General features: G+C 75.9%; 17 protein-coding genes and 1 pseudogene. 13 read left to right on the top strand and 5 right to left on the bottom strand.

Going from position 1 to position 15,297, the window contains the following annotated elements:
• Positions 1–13: 13 nt before the first annotated feature.
• The 7 genes from AC5L34_RS10045 to AC5L34_RS10015 all read left to right on the top strand — a co-directional run bounded on the left by AC5L34_RS10045 (position 14) and on the right by AC5L34_RS10015 (position 6,025).
• Positions 14–172 (top strand): hypothetical protein, encoded by a 159-nt coding sequence (locus AC5L34_RS10045; RefSeq protein ID WP_007455302.1) that lies wholly within the window; start codon positions 14–16, stop codon positions 170–172.
• A gap of 6 nt (positions 173–178) precedes the next feature.
• Positions 179–1,054: a PH domain-containing protein gene (locus AC5L34_RS10040; protein WP_441174507.1), complete on the top strand. Its 876-nt coding sequence runs from the start codon at positions 179–181 to the stop codon at positions 1,052–1,054.
• A gap of 105 nt (positions 1,055–1,159) precedes the next feature.
• On the top strand, positions 1,160–2,215 hold the full coding sequence (locus AC5L34_RS10035; protein WP_441174505.1) for a SigE family RNA polymerase sigma factor: 1,056 nt from the start codon (positions 1,160–1,162) through the stop codon (positions 2,213–2,215).
• 56 nt (positions 2,216–2,271) lie between these two features.
• Entirely contained in the window at positions 2,272–3,486 is a 1,215-nt protein-coding gene (locus AC5L34_RS10030) for a hypothetical protein (protein WP_441174504.1), read from the top strand.
• 36 nt (positions 3,487–3,522) lie between these two features.
• The gene (locus AC5L34_RS10025; protein ID WP_441174503.1) at positions 3,523–4,389 is read left to right on the top strand and encodes a PHP domain-containing protein; all 867 of its coding nucleotides are present in this window, start codon (positions 3,523–3,525) and stop codon (positions 4,387–4,389) included.
• A gap of 40 nt (positions 4,390–4,429) precedes the next feature.
• The gene (locus tag AC5L34_RS10020) at positions 4,430–5,044 is read left to right on the top strand and encodes a MarC family protein (protein WP_441174501.1); all 615 of its coding nucleotides are present in this window, start codon (positions 4,430–4,432) and stop codon (positions 5,042–5,044) included.
• A gap of 138 nt (positions 5,045–5,182) precedes the next feature.
• Positions 5,183–6,025 carry a RecB family exonuclease gene (locus tag AC5L34_RS10015; RefSeq protein WP_494824667.1) on the top strand — a complete coding sequence of 281 codons (843 nt, stop codon included), beginning with the start codon at positions 5,183–5,185 and terminating at the stop codon, positions 6,023–6,025.
• A gap of 43 nt (positions 6,026–6,068) precedes the next feature.
• Here the strand turns inward: AC5L34_RS10015 and AC5L34_RS10010 are convergent.
• Both AC5L34_RS10010 and AC5L34_RS10005 read right to left on the bottom strand, forming a co-directional pair.
• Positions 6,069–6,927, bottom strand: a pseudogene (locus tag AC5L34_RS10010) (oxygenase MpaB family protein).
• 54 nt (positions 6,928–6,981) lie between these two features.
• Positions 6,982–7,410, bottom strand: a complete 429-nt coding sequence (locus AC5L34_RS10005; RefSeq protein ID WP_358090950.1) for a Fur family transcriptional regulator — start codon at positions 7,408–7,410, stop codon at positions 6,982–6,984.
• Between the two features lie 238 nt (positions 7,411–7,648).
• On the opposite strand from AC5L34_RS10005, the gene AC5L34_RS10000 reads away from it, so the two are divergent.
• Complete coding sequence (locus tag AC5L34_RS10000) at positions 7,649–8,131, top strand: DUF2231 domain-containing protein (RefSeq protein ID WP_441174675.1); 483 nt, start codon at positions 7,649–7,651, stop codon at positions 8,129–8,131.
• 31 nt (positions 8,132–8,162) lie between these two features.
• Here AC5L34_RS10000 and AC5L34_RS09995 read toward each other — a convergent pair whose 3' ends face one another.
• Positions 8,163–8,501, bottom strand: coding sequence for a hypothetical protein (locus AC5L34_RS09995; protein ID WP_441174497.1), 339 nt, complete (start codon positions 8,499–8,501; stop codon positions 8,163–8,165).
• A gap of 96 nt (positions 8,502–8,597) precedes the next feature.
• On the opposite strand from AC5L34_RS09995, the gene AC5L34_RS09990 reads away from it, so the two are divergent.
• A complete protein-coding gene (locus AC5L34_RS09990; protein ID WP_089002131.1) occupies positions 8,598–8,792 on the top strand; it encodes a hypothetical protein in 195 nt (64 codons plus the stop codon).
• A gap of 22 nt (positions 8,793–8,814) precedes the next feature.
• Here AC5L34_RS09990 and AC5L34_RS09985 read toward each other — a convergent pair whose 3' ends face one another.
• Entirely contained in the window at positions 8,815–9,195 is a 381-nt protein-coding gene (locus AC5L34_RS09985) for an FmdB family zinc ribbon protein (RefSeq protein ID WP_494824571.1), read from the bottom strand.
• A gap of 62 nt (positions 9,196–9,257) precedes the next feature.
• The gene (locus AC5L34_RS09980; protein WP_494824569.1) at positions 9,258–9,914 is read right to left on the bottom strand and encodes a 5-formyltetrahydrofolate cyclo-ligase; all 657 of its coding nucleotides are present in this window, start codon (positions 9,912–9,914) and stop codon (positions 9,258–9,260) included.
• An 85-nt stretch (positions 9,915–9,999) separates the two neighbouring features.
• Here AC5L34_RS09980 and AC5L34_RS09975 point away from each other — a divergent pair, with 85 nt between their 5' ends.
• The 4 genes from AC5L34_RS09975 (at position 10,000) to AC5L34_RS09960 (ending at position 15,288) form a co-directional block, all read left to right on the top strand.
• Entirely contained in the window at positions 10,000–12,258 is a 2,259-nt protein-coding gene (locus AC5L34_RS09975; protein WP_494824567.1) for a GGDEF domain-containing protein, read from the top strand.
• A gap of 9 nt (positions 12,259–12,267) precedes the next feature.
• Positions 12,268–13,230: a UTP--glucose-1-phosphate uridylyltransferase gene (locus AC5L34_RS09970; protein ID WP_101414057.1), complete on the top strand. Its 963-nt coding sequence runs from the start codon at positions 12,268–12,270 to the stop codon at positions 13,228–13,230.
• On the top strand, positions 13,227–14,540 hold the full coding sequence (locus tag AC5L34_RS09965) for a molybdopterin molybdotransferase MoeA (RefSeq protein ID WP_089002126.1): 1,314 nt from the start codon (positions 13,227–13,229) through the stop codon (positions 14,538–14,540). Before AC5L34_RS09970 ends, AC5L34_RS09965 begins: the two co-directional genes overlap by 4 nt.
• A gap of 139 nt (positions 14,541–14,679) precedes the next feature.
• A complete protein-coding gene (locus AC5L34_RS09960; protein WP_441174673.1) occupies positions 14,680–15,288 on the top strand; it encodes a GNAT family N-acetyltransferase in 609 nt (202 codons plus the stop codon).
• The last annotated feature ends 9 nt before the right edge of the window (positions 15,289–15,297 follow it).

Here is a 15,297-nt window from a genome sequence, read left to right as displayed (position 1 = left end):
AGGATGGCCCGCCATGGTCAAGAAGGTCCTCACCTGGGCCGGAATCGCATTCTTGATCTTCTTCGTCGCCTATCGGCCAAATTCTGCGGCGGACGTGTTCAAGTCGCTGGGCGGCGGGATCATGGACATCGCCCAGGGGTTCGGCGACTTCTTCACCAGCCTCGTCGCCTAGCCACCGATGGGAAACCCCTCCGGTCCACCCTTCGATCCCGACGATCCCGATCGGGAGCGCCGGGAGCGAGACACGGAGCCGATCCCCCGGCTCGGCCCCGACGACGGGCCGGGCTACGGCACCGGTCCGGGCCGCTCCGGCGGCCCCTCCTTTTCGGACGATGCCGGCTACGGCGACCCGTCGCCGTACGGCGGCTCGGAGCGCTCCGGCCGGGCCTGGATCCGGGACCCGGAGGCCGGCTACCAGCCGCCCCAGATCTCCGAGGACGAGCTGGCCGGCCTGCGGGCCGACGCCGCCGGCGCGGCGCCGCGCCGGGTGCTGCCGCTGGAGGACGAGCCCAGCTCGCTGGTGGCGCGCTACCTCTTCCCGACCGAGCGCTACCGGGGCGAATGGAAGCGGCACTGGGTGCACCTCACCACCCCGCTGCTCGTCGGCGTGGCCGCCACCTTCGTGCTCGGCTACCTCTCCGGCTTCCTCGCCGGGCAGGACGTGGGCGCGCTCACCACCATCGCCGTGCTGCTCTGGTTCGCCGTGATGGGCTGGGTGGCGTGGAAGGTCGCCGACTGGTGGTACGACCGCTTCATCCTGACCAACAAGCGGGTGATGGTGGTCAACGGCATCATCACCCGGAAGGTCGCGATGATGCCGCTGACCCGGGTCACCGACATGAAGTACGAGCAGAGCCCGACCGGGCGCGCACTCAACTACGGCACGTTCGTGCTGGAGTCCGCCGGTCAGGAGCAGGCGCTGCGCGAGATCAAGAATCTGCCCAACCCGAACGAGCTCTACCTGCGCGTCGTCGAGGAGATGTACGAGCCGCAGGCGGTCGAGGCGCGGCTGGGCAAGGAGGCCGACGAGGCCAAGGCCGACGACGGGGCGTGAAACTTTTCGTCCGAACATCGGAGGAACTGCGCACCGTTCGCCGTCGACCCGACCGCCCCCGGCGTGGCAACCTGCCAGGGGAACGGGGCGCGGAGGTGGCCGGTGGTGAGCAGGGATCCCCTGGAGGAGGAGTTCCGCGACTTCGTCGCGGCCCGCTCCAGCGCCCTGCTGCGCACGGCCTACCTGCTCAGCGGTGACTGGGCCACCGCCGAGGACCTGTTGCAGACCTCGTTGACCAAGACGTACCTGGCCTGGAAGCGGCTCGGCGGGATCGAGGCGATCGAGCCGTACGCCCGCCGGGTCATGATCAACACATCGACGAGCTGGTGGCGCCGGCGCTGGCACGGTGAACGCCCCACCGAGGTGCTGCCCGAGCGGGCCGGGGTCGACGAGATCGAGCAGCAGCTCGACCGGGACCTGCTCTGGCGCCACCTGAGCGCGCTGCCCAGCCGGCAGCGGGCGGTGCTCGTGCTGCGCTTCTACGAGGACATGTCCGAGGCGCAGACCGCCGCCCTGCTCGGCATCTCGCCGGGCACGGTCAAGAGCCAGACCTCGCGCGCCCTGGGCACCCTGCGCCGCCGGATGGGCGCCGAGGCCGTCCTCGACCTGCCCGCCGGGACCGACCCGGCCCGCACCGACGGCACGCACGCGTCCGCCCCCGGCGGCGCCGGTCGCCCCGTCCCCGGCGGCGCCGGTCGTCCTGTCCCGGCGCACGGCGGCCCGGAACCTGCCGCCCCCGCCACCGGCGGGACCGGTCGCGCCCCGACGCACGGCGGTGCCGGCCGTCCCGCACCGATCCGTCCGTCGACGGCCTACGGGGCCCCGACGATGGTGGTGGGGGAGGACGCCGCGGCCGTGGTCGCGGCGACGAACGCCCCACCGACCACCGTGGGCGGCCCGGACGCCACCCCGGGCAGGAGCGGAAACACCCTCTCCGTTCCCGACGGCCCCGCGACCGGCCTTCCGATCCGGGCCGCAGGGCCCGCCGCCCCGGACGCCGCGGGCGGCCCGCCGCCCGCCGGAACGGCCGAAGAGTCAGCGGGCGATCCGGTGCCCGTGGCCTCGGGGGCGCGGGCCGGGGCCGGGCCGGCGCCGCGTACCGCCGGCGAGGGGCGACACGGGCGACAGGCCGCCCGCACCGGCACCGGAGAGCACCGGTGAGCCGTCCGGCCGGCCATGGTGACAACCGGACCGACGGCCCGACGCGTCCATTCGCCGTGACCCAGGACGAGCTGGAGCAGGCGGTACGGGAGGCGTTCGCCCGCCGGGTGGCCGTCGCGCGCCCGCTCGTCGCCGATCCGGCGGGGCTGGCGATCCGGCGGGCCGACCGGTCCCGGCGCCGGCGGACGCTGACCGGGATCGCCCTCGCCGCCGTGGCCACCGTGACGGTCAGCGCCGGGATGGCGCAGTTGGGGCAGCAGCCCGGGCGGCCGACCCACCCCACCGTGGTGCTCGGCGACCCGTACGCCTCGCCGCTGGCGGAGCCGACCCCGCAGCTCTCGGCCGCCCCGCAGCCCGACCTGGGGCGCGGCGAGGTGGATCTCATCCTCGCCGACGTCCTGGTCACCGCCGACGGACCGCGGCTCGCCCTGCCCGACGTGGGCCGGGCAGCCGAGCGCGCCCAGCGGCTCCCCGACCGGGCCGGCTGGGCGGTGGTGGGCGCGCCCACGACGGCCGGCCGCTCGCTGTGGGTGGTGCAGCCGCAGGGCGCGGCACACCTGCTCCTGGCCGGGGCGCGGGACATCGTCCTCAGCCCCGACGGGCGGCAGGTCGCCTGGCGGGAGGGGACGGATCTGGTCGCCGCGGGCATCGTCGGCACCCAGGTCGTCGCCGCCGCCCGGACCCCGGTGTCCACCACCGCGGTGCCGGTCGGCTTCGCCGGCGACACCGTCCTGGTCCGCCTCGACCCGGCGCGCGCCGGCCACGCCCTGTGGCGCCCGGCGGCGGGCCCGCCGCGCGGGGCGGGTGACGCCGCCCTGCACGTCTACGCGACGCGCCCCGACGGCCTGGTGGTCGCGCTGGTGTCCGCCGGAACCCCCCGCCGGCCCTGCCTCGCCCTGCTCGACCCGGCCCGCGACCTCGCGCCGGTGCGGACGGGCTGCGGGCCGACGCTGACCGTCGCCGGCGCCGGCGCGGTCTCCGCCGACGGGCGGTGGCTCCTGGCCAACGGCAGGGTGAGCGGGCGGGACCGGGCGTTGCTGGTCGACCTGGACCGGCTCGCCGCCCCGGCGGCCCGCCCCGCCGGTCCGCCCGCTGCCGGGCCGGTGGTCTGGACGCCGCAGGGCACGGCCCACTACTCCGACACCTCCGGCGCCCTGGTGCGGGTCGAGGTGGGCCGGGTGCTCGACGGCGAGGCGGCCCTGCCCACACCCGTGACCGGCCTGCCCTCCGGGGGACGCCCGGTGCCGGTGGGCGGCGAGGGCCCCTCCTGAGCGCGTCCGCGCCCCCCGGGCGGTAGCGTCGGGCCGATGAGCGCGGCACCGCGGATCGACCTGCACACCCACTCCACCGCCAGCGACGGCACGCTCGGCCCGGCCGAGCTGGTACGGGCGGCGGCGGAGTCGGGGCTGGACGTGGTGGCGATCACCGACCACGACACCACGGCCGGCTGGGCGCCCGCGCTGGCGGCGCTGCCGGCCGGGCTCAGCCTGGTCCGGGGCGCGGAACTCTCCTGCCGCTGGTACGGCGAGGAACCCCCGGTGCCGCTGCACCTGCTGGCGTACCTGTTCGATCCGGACGCGCCGGAACTCGTGGCGGAGCTGGCCCGGGTGCGGGCCGCCCGGGAGGAGCGGGGCGAGCGGATCGTGGCGCTGCTGCGGGCCGACGGGATCGACGTGAGCTGGTCCGAGATCCTGGCCGGCGCGGCCGGCGGGACCGTGGGCCGGCCGCACATCGCGCAGGCGCTGATCCGGGCCGGCCTGGTGACCACGACGACGGAGGCGTTCGGGCCGGACTGGCTGGGCGAGCGCTACCGGCTGCCCAAGGAGGACATCGACGTCTTCCGCGCGGTCCGGCTCGTGCGCGCGGCGGGCGGCGTGCCCGTTTTCGCCCACCCCAGGGCCAGCCGGCGGGGGCGGATCGTGCCCGACGAGCTGATCGCCGACCTGGCCGCGATCGGGCTGGCGGGGCTGGAGGCCGACCACGAGGACCACTCGCCGGCCGAACGGGCGCACGTCCGGGCCCTGGCCGACGAGCTGGGCCTGCTGGTGACCGGCTCGTCGGACTTCCACGGCACGCACAAGACCGTCCGGCTCGGCGCGTTCACCACCGACCCGGAGGCGTACGAGCGGATCGTCGCCGAGGCGCGCGGGGTGACCGAGGTCGCTTCCGGCTGATCCGCGTTTCCGTCTCCGGCGGCGCGGCTACGTTGATCACGTGGATGCCAAGCTGTTCGGCGAGGTCTTCGTGACCCTGCTGGTGATCGTCGACCCACCGGGCATGATGCCCATCTTCCTGGCGCTGACCGGCCCCCTGACGGCGCGGGACCGCAACCGGGCGGCCTGGCAGGCCGTCGCCCTGGCGCTGGGCGTGATCGTGATCTTCGCGGTGGCGGGGCAGACGCTGCTCGACTACCTGCACGTGGACCTGCCGGCCCTCCAGGCCGCTGGCGGGCTGCTGCTCATCCTGGTGGCGCTGGAGCTGCTGACCGGCAAGGCCGACGACCCGAGCCAGCAGGTCACCTCGAACATCGCCCTGGTGCCGCTGGGTACGCCGCTGCTGGCCGGTCCCGGCGCCATCGTGGCCACCATGCTCTTCGTCCAGCAGGCCGACGGCGGGGCGGACGTCACGGCCATCGCCGCCGCGATCGTGGCCGTGATGCTCACCGTGTGGGTCGTGCTCCGGTTCTCCGGCGGGATCGTCAAGATCCTGCGTCCCGGCGGGATCGAGGTGCTGACGCGGATCGCCGGCCTGCTGCTGGCCGCCATCGCGGTGCAGCTCATCGCGGACGCGGTGGCCGCGTTCGTGACCCAGTACGCCAACATGACCTGACCGGCGGCCGATCCCGTCGGGGATGGATGGCAGGATCGCGGTGTGCGACGAGCCTCTTCAGCGGGACGGTCCTCCACCGGCGGCGGCCGGGCGCCCCGGCAGCGCGGCGAGCAGCCCGAGCAGCTCGGCTTCGAGGGCATGCCGGAACGGCTCTTCGTCTGCACCCCCAGCAAGCTGGGCGCCTACGCCGACTGTCCCCGGCGCTACCGCTACTCCTACGTCGACCGTCCAGCCCCGCAGAAGGGCCCGCCGTGGGCGCACAACTCCCTTGGCGCGAGCGTGCACACCGCCCTGAAGAACTGGTATGCGTTGAGCCCCGAGCGGCGCCGGCCGGAGGCCCTCGCCGCGTTGCTCAAGGGCACCTGGGTGCGCGAGGGCTACCGCGACGACGAGCAGGAGCGGGCGGCCTACCGCCGGGCCCTGGGCTGGCTGGAGTCCTACGTCGAGACCCTGGAGCCCGGCGTCGACCCGCTCGGCGTGGAGCGCGTCGTGGCGGTCAAGACCGCCGTGCTGGCCTTCAACGGCCGGGCCGACCGGATCGACTCCCGCCCCGGGCCCGACGGCCCGGAGCTGGTGATCGTCGACTACAAGACGGGCCGCACCGGGCTGGACGCCGACGACGCGCGCGGCTCGCAGGCGCTGGCGCTCTACGCGTACGCCGCCGAGCGGGTGTTCCGCCGGCCGTGCCGCCGGGTGGAGCTGCACCACCTGCCTACCGGCACCGTGGCCGCGCACGAGCACACGGTGGAGTCCCTGGCCCGGCAGCTCACCCGGGCGGAGGAGACCGCCCGCGACATCATGGCCGCCGAGCGGGCGGTGGCCGACGGGGAGGATCCCGACGAGGCGTTCCCGACCACACCCGGCCCACGCTGCGGCTGGTGCGACTACCGGCGCACCTGCCCGGTGGGGGCGCAGGCCCCGGGCAAGGAGCCGTGGGCGGCCGTCGAGCGCGCCACCGAGCCGGTGCCCGGCCAGGACTGAGCGGCCCGGCACGGCCGAGTCGGCAGCCGCCCAGCCGTCGCCCTCAGGCCGGCGTGCCGGTGAGCCGGGCGGCGCGTTCCCTGGCGGCCTGCTGCAACGGGCCCTCCCGCCACCGGCGGGGCAACGTGGCGAGGGTCAGCCGCAGCGCCCGGACGCTCAGGTCGGCGGAGAGCGCGGTCGTGGGCAGGCCCAGCCCGCCGTACATCCGCCGGGCCCAGGCCGGCAGCAGCGCGAGGGCGGTGCCGGCGATGCCGAAGTACGCCCAGCGGGGCGGCCCGAGGTTGAGCCCGATCCGGGCGGGCAGGCCGAGCTTCCACGGGATCGGCGGCGCGGTGAGGAAGAGCGCCGTCTCGGCCGCCTCGCGGGTCATCCGCAGCTCGGGGCGGACCCGCCGGTAGTAGTCGGCCACCTCGGCGGCGGTGCCGGGGACGGTCTCCGGGTCGAGGCCGACCAGGGCGGCCGAGCGCCGCTGCTCGGTGTAGTAGCCGTCGACCTCGTCGGCGGTCAGCGGCAGCCCGGCCCGGCGGGCCGTGTCGAGGAACGACTCGACCTCGGTGACGTGCACCCAGCGCAGCAGGTCGGGGTCGTCGACGCGGAACTCCTCCCCGGTGAACAGGTCGGTGGCCCGCAGGCGGGCGTGCCGGCGGCGTACGCGCAGCCCGGCGGCCTCCGCCTCGGCGGTGGTGCCGTAGATGGTGGTGCCCACCGTAGGTGGCGGTGCGCACCAGGCGGCCCCAGGCGTCGGAGCGGTAGTTGCTGTTCTGGGCGACCCCGGCCATGGCCCGGGGATGCAGCGACTGGAGATAGAGCGAACGCAGGCCGGCGACGATCAGGATCGGCTCCTCGTGCACCTTCCACGTGACCGAACCCGGACCGAAGAGGCCGAGGTCATCGGAGTCCACCGGCCAAGCGTGCCACGCCCCGCCGCCGCGCGCCGCGCGGAGGGCCGCCGGGCGTCAGTCGTCGGCGGATCGGCGGGCCTGGCAGGTGGGGCAGAGGCCCCAGAACGTCACTTCCGCCTCGTCGACCTCGAAGCCGTGGGCGATGTCCGGGTCCAGGCAGGGCGCGCTGCCGACCGCGCAGTCGATGTCGGCGATCTCGCCGCAGCCCCGGCAGACGACGTGGTGGTGGTTGTCCCCGGCCCGGGCCTCGTAGCGGGCGGGGCTGCCGGCCGGCTCGATGCGGCGGGACAGCCCGGCCCGCGACAAGGCGCCCAGCACGTCGTAGACCGCCTGGGTGGAGACCGAGTCGAGGCGTTCGCGGACCCGGCGGGTGATCTCGTCGACCTCGAGGTGACCGCCCGCGGCCAGCACGTCGAGCACGGCGAGGCGCGGCCGGGTGACCCGCAGGCCCCTCGACCGGAGCAGTTCCTCACCACCGGGCATCTGCCAATGACAGCACGCGGCCCGGAGAGCGACAACCGGCCTCTGCGGCAGCGTGGCGCCGGCCACAGCCCGGTCGCCCGGCAGGCCGCCCCGGGCGGGGCGTCGCCGCCCGGGCTGGGGCAGTGCGGTGGTGAACCGGACCGGCCCCGGGCGCGTGTTCACGGTCGAGACGATCTGGGCGGGCCCGCCGGCGCACCGTACGCTGGCAGCCCGCGACCGCGTACCGCCGGAGGTGTGGATGTTCAAGGAGATCCTGGGTCTGCCGGCCCACGTGCTGGTGGTGCACGCGGTCGTCGTGCTCGTGCCGCTGCTGGCCCTGCTCTCCGCCGCGTACGTGGCGCTGCCCCGGTTCCGGGCGCGGCTGGACTGGGCGGTGGCGATCCTCGCCGTGGTGGCGCCGGTGTCGGCCTTCGTCGCCGTCGAGTCGGGGGAGGAGTTGACCGACGCGTTCCTCGCCCGGGGCATGCAGGGCCCGATCGTGGAGCAGATCTTCACGCACTCGCGCTACGGCGACATCCTGTTCCGCTGGGTGCTGCCGCTGGCCGTGGCGTCGTTGCTGCTGCTGTTCGTGACGAGCGGGCACCGGCGGGTGCCGAAGCTGCCGTCCTGGGCGACCCCGGCGCTGTCGGTCGTGGTGGTGGCGCTCGGCGTCGTCAGCCTCGTCTACGTCTATCTGACCGGGCACTCCGGGGCCGAGGCGGTCTGGGGCAACACCCTCTGACGTCCCGCCGACGGCGCCGGGCCGTACCCGGTCAGAACACGAGCCGGGAGCAGAGCACGCAGACGAGGATCACCAGCACCACGGCGGCCACCGTGCCCACGCCGTACGTGAGCCGCTGGGCCCGCTGCTCGGCCGCGTCGAGTTCCGCCATGTCCTGCGGCGGCAGTCGTCGGGGCGGTGGCGGTCGCAGGTGCACCGGCGGGCGCCACCCGGCCGGGGGCGGGGTGGTCGCGGGCGGGCCCGCGTAGCCGCTCTCCCGCACCGGGGGCGACACGGCCGACCCCGCCGGCGCGCCCGTGGGCCGCTCGGGCGAGGCGTCGGGGCGCCGCCAGTACTCGTCCGGGGCGCCGCCGGAGGTGGGGGTCGTCACGCCGTCCGACGCTACCAACGCCGTGGCCCGCCGACCGGCCGGACGCGTCGGCCCGGCGGTTCGTCGCCGGTCCCGCCGGTGGCGGCTGCGCTAGTCTTGCCGCTCGTGAGCATCACCGAGGATCCGGGCACCCCGGCGGTACGCGGCGACGACGACCGCACGGTCGACCTCAGCGACGACTTCGTGGTGCTGCCCGAGCAGACCGCCGACGACACCGACCGGGGGTGGGGCGAGCGCTCCGGCGGCAACGACGACTGGCTGCTCGCGGAGCGCCCCCCGCACTGGGACTGACCCGGCCCACCCGTGGGGTGGGTCAGGAGGCGCTGGCGGTGCTGGCGGCCGGGGTCTTGCCCCCGCCGCCGCCGGAGGAGCCGCCCGCGCCCGACGACGAGGACGAGCCCGACGACGAGGACGAACCCGCCGACGACGAGCCGGTCGAGCCGGAGTCGCCGCCGGAGGACGATTCCGACTTCGCCGGCTTGGCGGCGGCGCCGCTGCTCGCGGTGTCCGAGCCGGACGAGCGCGAGTCCGTACGGTAGAAGCCCGACCCCTTGAACACGATGCCGACGGAGTTGAAGACCTTCCGCAGCCGTCCCTCACACGCCGGGCACTCGGTCAGCGGCGAGTCGGAGAAGGACTGCACCGCCTCGAGCTGGTGACCGCACGCGGTGCAGGCGTACTGGTACGTGGGCACGTTCTCCTCCGGATCTGGACACGGCCGGTTGGCACTCGACGTATTCGAGTGCCAATGGTGCGTCATCGCCCCCGGATTCGTCCAGCGGAAGTGTGGTCCGTGACACCCGGGGCGGCGTCCAGCGTACGCAGCCCCTCGGCGGGCGTGACGACCGCGCGCACCGGCCGGTCGTGCGGCTCGGCGGGCAGCGCCGCCACCAGCTCGCCGTCGTGCAGCGGCACCACGGTCAGGGTGGCCGCCGGCACCCGGGCGAGCGCCCGGTCGTACGAGCCGCCGCCCCGGCCCAGCCGCCGCCCCCGGCGGTCCACGGCCAGCGCCGGCACCACCACCAGCGCCGCCCCGGCGACCGCCGCCCGGCCCAGCCGCGGCCCCGCCGGCTCGCGCATCCCCCGCCCGGCGGCCACCAGGTCGTCCGGCCCGCTCCAGGCCGCCCAGTCGAGGTCGAGGTCGTCGCGGAGCACCGGCAGCAGCAGCTCCCCGCCCGGCGGCAGCGCCGCGTGCAGCACCGCCGGCAGGTCGGGCCCGCCCGGCTCGGAGCCGACCGGCACGTACGCCGTCATCCTCGGTGGGCGCAGCCGGCGTACGAGAGCCACCAGCTCGGCCTGGACGCGCCCGGCGGCGTCGGCCCGCCGCGGCGCGCCCAGCGCCCGGCGGCGGGCGAGCACGGCGGCGCGCGCTTCCCGCTTCGCCTCTTCCGCTCCATGAGAAAAATCGGGCACGCAACACTCCTGACGCAACGCTTGTCCCCTGGTGGCTCTGTGTCAGCATCGCAAGCAACGGCGGCGGAACTTCCGGGGGGACCGAGTGACGCTACGCGGGCGGTTGACCACAGCCTTCCTGGCGGTGGCGCTCGGCCCGGTGGTGCTCGGGGTGATGTTCGTCGGGGCGACCGTGGCGGCGGTCGACTCCAGCCGCTCGACCGAGCGGCTGGCGGTGGCCGCCGCGACCGTGCGCACCTCGGTCGCCGCCCTCTGCCAGCAGCTGCGGGCCGCCGCCGACGCGGTCGCCCTGACCAGTGACCGACCGGCCGCCGCGACCCAGGCCGTCCGCCGCAACCTGGCCGCCGCCGTGCGGGTCACCGACGTCGCCGGCCGGGTCACCTACGCCACGCCCGGCGGCCCCGCCGAGCCGTGGCGCGACTGCGCCGGCCCGCCGGTCGCCGGGCCGGTGCGGGCGCTCGCGGCCCGGGCCGACCTGCACGACCGGGCCGGCGGACCGCTGGGCGCGGTCACCGCCGCGCAGCCGGTCGACCCGGCGTTCGTGGCGCGCCTCGCGGCCGTGACGGGGGTGGCGGTCACCCTGCTCGACGACGCCTCGGCGCCCGTCCGGCTCGCCCACAGCACCGAGTCGACCGCCGTACGCGACGCCGTGCTCGCCGCCGCCGGCACGCTGCACGGCGAGCGGGTCACCGAGACGCCCGACGGGCGGTACGTCCGCCGGGTCGGCCCGTCCTCCGGGCAACCCCTGCCGCTGGTGCTCTCGGTGCCCAGCGAACGCCCCCGGGGTCTGTACGTCGCACTGGGCTCGGCGGTGCTGGTGGCCACCCTGCTGGCCCTGGTGGTCGCCTGGCGGCTGGCCCGGGTGACGACCCGCCCGCTGGTCGAGCTGGCGGGCGCGGTGGACCGGGTGGCGCGCGGCGACCTGACCGCCCGGGTGCCGGTGCGCAGCCGGGACGAGATCGGCCGGCTGGCCGGCGCCTTCAACCGGATGACCCGCGAGACGGGCACCTACGTGGCGGCGCTGACCAGCAGCCGGGACCAGCTGCGCGGGCACCTCGCCGTGCTGGGGGACACCCTCGCCAGCACGCACGACCTGCAACGCATCCTGCGGGTGATCCTGCACAGCGCGATCGCCGCGACCGGCGCCCGGGCCGGCGCGGTGCTGCTCGTCGACGACGGCGGGGTGCTCGTCGCGCAGTGCACCGAGGGGCTGGAGGAGGCCGGGGCGGCGGACGAGGGGTCGGGGCCGTTGCGGGTGCCGCTGGGCAGCGGCGTGGTGGGCGCGGTCGCGGCCACCGGGGAGCCGCGCCGGGGCCGGGTGGAGCCGTCCGCCGCGCCGCCCGGGGAGCCGGTCTGCCGCACGTACATCGCGGTGCCGTTCGCCGCTCCCGGCCCGACCGACGCGACCGCCCGCGACTCCTCGGCCCTCCGCCCCGGGCCGGAGCCCGCCGTCCCCACCGGGGCGCTCGGCGTGCTGGCCCTCTACGACCGGCTCGGCGCGGACGAGTTCGACGACGACGACCTCGTCACGCTGCGCACCTTCGCCGGTCACGCCGCCGTGGCGGTCGACAACGTCCGGGTGCACGAGGAGGCGCAGCGGCTCTCGCTGACCGATCCGCTCACCGGGCTGTGGAACTACCGCTACCTGCGGGAGTCGATCCGCCGGGAGGTCGAGCGGGCGACCCGGTTCGGCCGGATGCTGAGCGTCCTCGCCCTCGACCTGGACCGCTTCAAGGCCGTCAACGACACCTACGGGCACGCGGCCGGCGACGCCGTGCTGGCCGAGTTCGCCCGGCGGGTGCGCGGTGAGATCCGCGAGGTCGACCTCGCCTTCCGGCAGGGCGGCGAGGAGTTCGTGCTGCTGCTGCCGGAGACCGACGCCCGGGGCGCGGCGATCGTCGCGGAGCGGCTCGGCGCGGCGGTCCGCGACGCCCCGATCGCCGCCGGCGGGCACGGCGGCGCGGCCGTGGCCATCGCAGTCACCGTCTCCATCGGCATCGCCGTGCACCCCGACCACGGCGGCACCGGCCAGCAGGTGCTGGACGCCGCCGACGACGCGCTCTACGCCGCGAAGGCGGCCGGCCGGGACACCTGGCGCATCGCCGAGGAGCGGGCGGGTCCACCGGCGCGGGAGATCCCCGTCCCGGCCGCGGCGGTGACCCCCGAGGACGGGATGCCGCGCGCCGGCGCCCCCCGCCAGCCGGTGCGGGCCCACCCCGAACCGGCTGATCCCGCCGACACCACCGCGGGGAGCGAGCCGGCCGCGCCCGACCCGGTGCGGCCCGGTCCCTGCGGCGGCGCGTCTTCCGGTCCTCACCCTCCACGACAGAGCCGTGGCCGATAGTCTCGCGACATGTCGGAGCACTCAGCGAACCCCTCAACGGCGACCGCCGCAACCGGTCGCTCCCGCGCGGTCAAGGCCGTCATCCCGGCGGCCGGTCTGGCCACCCGGTTCCTGCCGGCCACGAAGGCGGTGCCCAAGGAGCTGCTCCCGGTGGTCGACCGCCCGGTGTTGCAGTACATCGTCGAGGAGGCCACCCAGGCCGGCATCGGTGACGTGCTGCTGATCACGGGCCGGGGCAAGACCTCGATGGTCGACCACTTCGACCGCCGCCCCGACCTGGAGGCGCGGCTGGAGGCGAAGGGCGACGCCGAGCGGCTGGCCGCCGTACGCGGCCCCAGCGAACTGGCCGAGATCTACACCTGCCGCCAGCCCGAGCAGCTCGGCCTGGGCCACGCGGTCGGCTACGCCGAGTCGCACGTCGGCGGCCAGCCCTTCGCGGTGCTGCTGGGCGACGAGTTCGTCAAGCCCGCCGAGCCGCTGCTGCCGGCCATGCTGGAGCTCCAGGCGCGCACCGGCGGCGTGGTACTGGCCTTCTTCGAGGTCGACCCGGCCGAGACGAAGCGCTACGGCATCGCCTCGGTGGAGCCGGCGGAGGCGGAGCTGACCGACATCGGCGAGGTCGTGCGGGTCACCGGCATGGTGGAGAAGCCCAAGCCGGAGGACGCGCCGAGCAACCTCGCGGTGCTGGGCCGCTACGTGCTGCCGGCCAGCATCTTCGACGCGATCCGGCGGACGGAGCCGGGCAGCGGCGGGGAGATCCAGCTCACCGACGCGATGGAGTTGCTGCGCAACGAGGGCACGCCGGTGCACGCGATCGTCTACCGGGGCACCCGCTACGACACCGGCATGCCGCTGGGCTACCTCCAGACCGTGGTGCAGATCGCCGCCGAGCGCGACGACCTCGGCGCCGAGTTCCGCAAGTGGCTGGCCGAGTTCGTCAACACCGACGCGTCGGGCGTGACTGGTACATGACAGCGTCGGCCGACGCCGAGGCGGCCGCGAACGAGTTGACGCCGCTCGCCGACTACCTGGGCAGCGTGCTGCGCAGGTTACGCGCGCTGCCTCCGCTCGACCTCGACCTCACCCAGGCGCACGGCAACGTCCTCGCCGAGGACGTCGTGGCGCCGCACTCCTTCCCGGCCTTCGACCAGGCGGCCGTGGACGGGTACGCGGCGCGCTGGGAGGACATCTCCGGAGGGGGCCGGGGCGTGGGCTACGTCCCGTCCCAGTCCGGCGGGCCGGGCGGGCGCACCGTCCGGCTCAACGTCGTCGGCGACCTCGGCGCGGCGAGTTGGCGGCCGGTCCGGCTCACCCCGGGAGCCTGCTTCTCCGTCGCCGCCGGGGCGCCGCTGCCGCTCGCCGCGGACGTGGTCGTCCCGGTCGAGTGGACCGACCAGGGCATGGCCGCGGTGGAGATCTTCCGCGTCCCCAAACGGGGGTACGGGGTGCGCCGGGCCGGCGAGGAGCTGCCCGCCGGCACCCTGCTGGCCCGGGCCGGCACCTACGTGTCGCCGGCGCTGGTGGCGGTCTTCGCCGCCACCGGCATCGGGCACGTCGTGGTCCGGCCCAGCCCCCGGGTGGTCATCGTGGCCACCGGCGACGAGCTGGTCGACGTGGGCCGGGGCAGCCAGCCCGGCCAGACCGTCGACGCCAACTCCCACGCGCTGACGGCCGCCGCGGCCGAGGTGGGGGCCCTCGCGTACCGGGTGGGCATCTGCGACGACGATCCGGAAGGGCTGCGCGGGCTGCTGGAGGACCAGACGCTGCGCGCCGACCTGATCATCACCACGGGGGGCACCGGCACCGGGCCGGGCGACATGGTGCGGCGGATCCTCTCCCGCCGGGAGGGCAGCCGGGCCGGCCCCGTCACCTTCACCGAGGTCGCGCTCTATCCCGGCACCTCGCTCGGCTTCGGCACGGTCGGCGCCGAGGAGGTGCCGGTGGTGTGCCTGCCCGGCGACACGGGCTCGGCCCTGATCGGCTTCGAGGTGCTGGCCCGCCCGGCGATCAACCTGCTGGCCGGGGCGGAACCGGTGTTCCGGCCCAGCGTCCGCGCGCACCTGCTGGAGACGATCTCGTCCCCGGTGGGGCTGCGCGAGTTCCGTCCCGCGCACGTCGCCGAGCGGCGCGGCGGCGGCTACACGGTGCAGCCGCTCAACGGTGGCCCCTACACCCTCTCGGGGCTGGCGGAGGCGAACGGGCTGATGGTGCTCGGCGAGCGGGTGACCACCGCGGCGGCCGGCTCCACGGTGGACGTCCTTCTGCTGGACCGGCGCCGGTGAGCGCGCGGAGCGTGCCCTCGGCCGCGAGCGGAGGGGGTGGCCCGGCGGGCGCCGCCCGGGCATCGGTGTGTTCGATCGCGAGCGGAAGGTCTGGTCCGTGAGTCTGTTCGGGGTCGGGCGGGCGCCGGGGTGGCCGGCGGTGCTGACCGACGGGCCGGTGCTGCTGCGGCCCTACCGGCGTTCGGACGCCGCCGCCTGGTCGGAGGTGCGTCGCGCCAACCGGGAGTGGCTGGCGCCGTGGGAGTCGTCCATCCCCGGCAACTGGCACGAGCTGAACTCGCCGGCCGCGTTCCGCTGGGTGTACCGCGACCAGCGCCGCTCGGCGCGCGTCGGCGAGGGGATGCCGTTCGCCGTCTGCCTGCGCGAGGGCGGCCGGGAGCGGCTGGTCGGCCACCTCAACGTGGGCAGCATCGTGCGGCGGGCGTTCTGCTCGGCGTACGTGGGCTACTGGGTCGACTCCCGGGTGGCCGGTCGCGGCGTCATCCCCACCGCGCTGGCGCTCGCGGTCGACCACGCGTTCGGCGAGGGCGGGCTGCACCGGGTCGAGGTGAACATCCGCCCCGAGAACCGGCCATCCCGGCGGGTGGTGGAGAAGCTGGGGTTCCGCGAGGAGTCGTACCACGTGCGCTACATGCACATCGACGGTGCGTGGCGGGACCACATCGGATATGCGATGACCAGCGAGGAGGTCGCCGCCGAGGGAGGGCTGCTGGCCCGCTGGCACCGGGTCCGCGCCACCACGGGGTGAGCCGTCCCA

It is taken from the genome of Micromonospora sp. ZG13 (genome assembly GCF_059359355.1).
This window is presented reverse-complemented; position numbering and strand designations above follow the sequence as displayed.

What these genes read in the sequence shown, in the direction of transcription:
- AC5L34_RS10045 (WP_007455302.1), top strand. Translation starts at nt 14, where the DNA reads ATGGTCAAGAAGGTCCTCACCTGGGCCGGAATCGCATTCTTGATCTTC.
- AC5L34_RS09965 (WP_089002126.1), top strand. Translation starts at nt 13,227, where the DNA reads ATGACAGCGTCGGCCGACGCCGAGGCGGCCGCGAACGAGTTGACGCCG.
- AC5L34_RS10000 (WP_441174675.1), top strand. Translation starts at nt 7,649, where the DNA reads ATGTTCAAGGAGATCCTGGGTCTGCCGGCCCACGTGCTGGTGGTGCAC.
- AC5L34_RS10005 (WP_358090950.1), bottom strand. Translation starts at nt 7,410, where the DNA reads ATGCCCGGTGGTGAGGAACTGCTCCGGTCGAGGGGCCTGCGGGTCACC.
- AC5L34_RS10015 (WP_494824667.1), top strand. Translation starts at nt 5,183, where the DNA reads ATGCCGGAACGGCTCTTCGTCTGCACCCCCAGCAAGCTGGGCGCCTAC.
- AC5L34_RS09970 (WP_101414057.1), top strand. Translation starts at nt 12,268, where the DNA reads ATGTCGGAGCACTCAGCGAACCCCTCAACGGCGACCGCCGCAACCGGT.
- AC5L34_RS10040 (WP_441174507.1), top strand. Translation starts at nt 179, where the DNA reads ATGGGAAACCCCTCCGGTCCACCCTTCGATCCCGACGATCCCGATCGG.
- AC5L34_RS10025 (WP_441174503.1), top strand. Translation starts at nt 3,523, where the DNA reads ATGAGCGCGGCACCGCGGATCGACCTGCACACCCACTCCACCGCCAGC.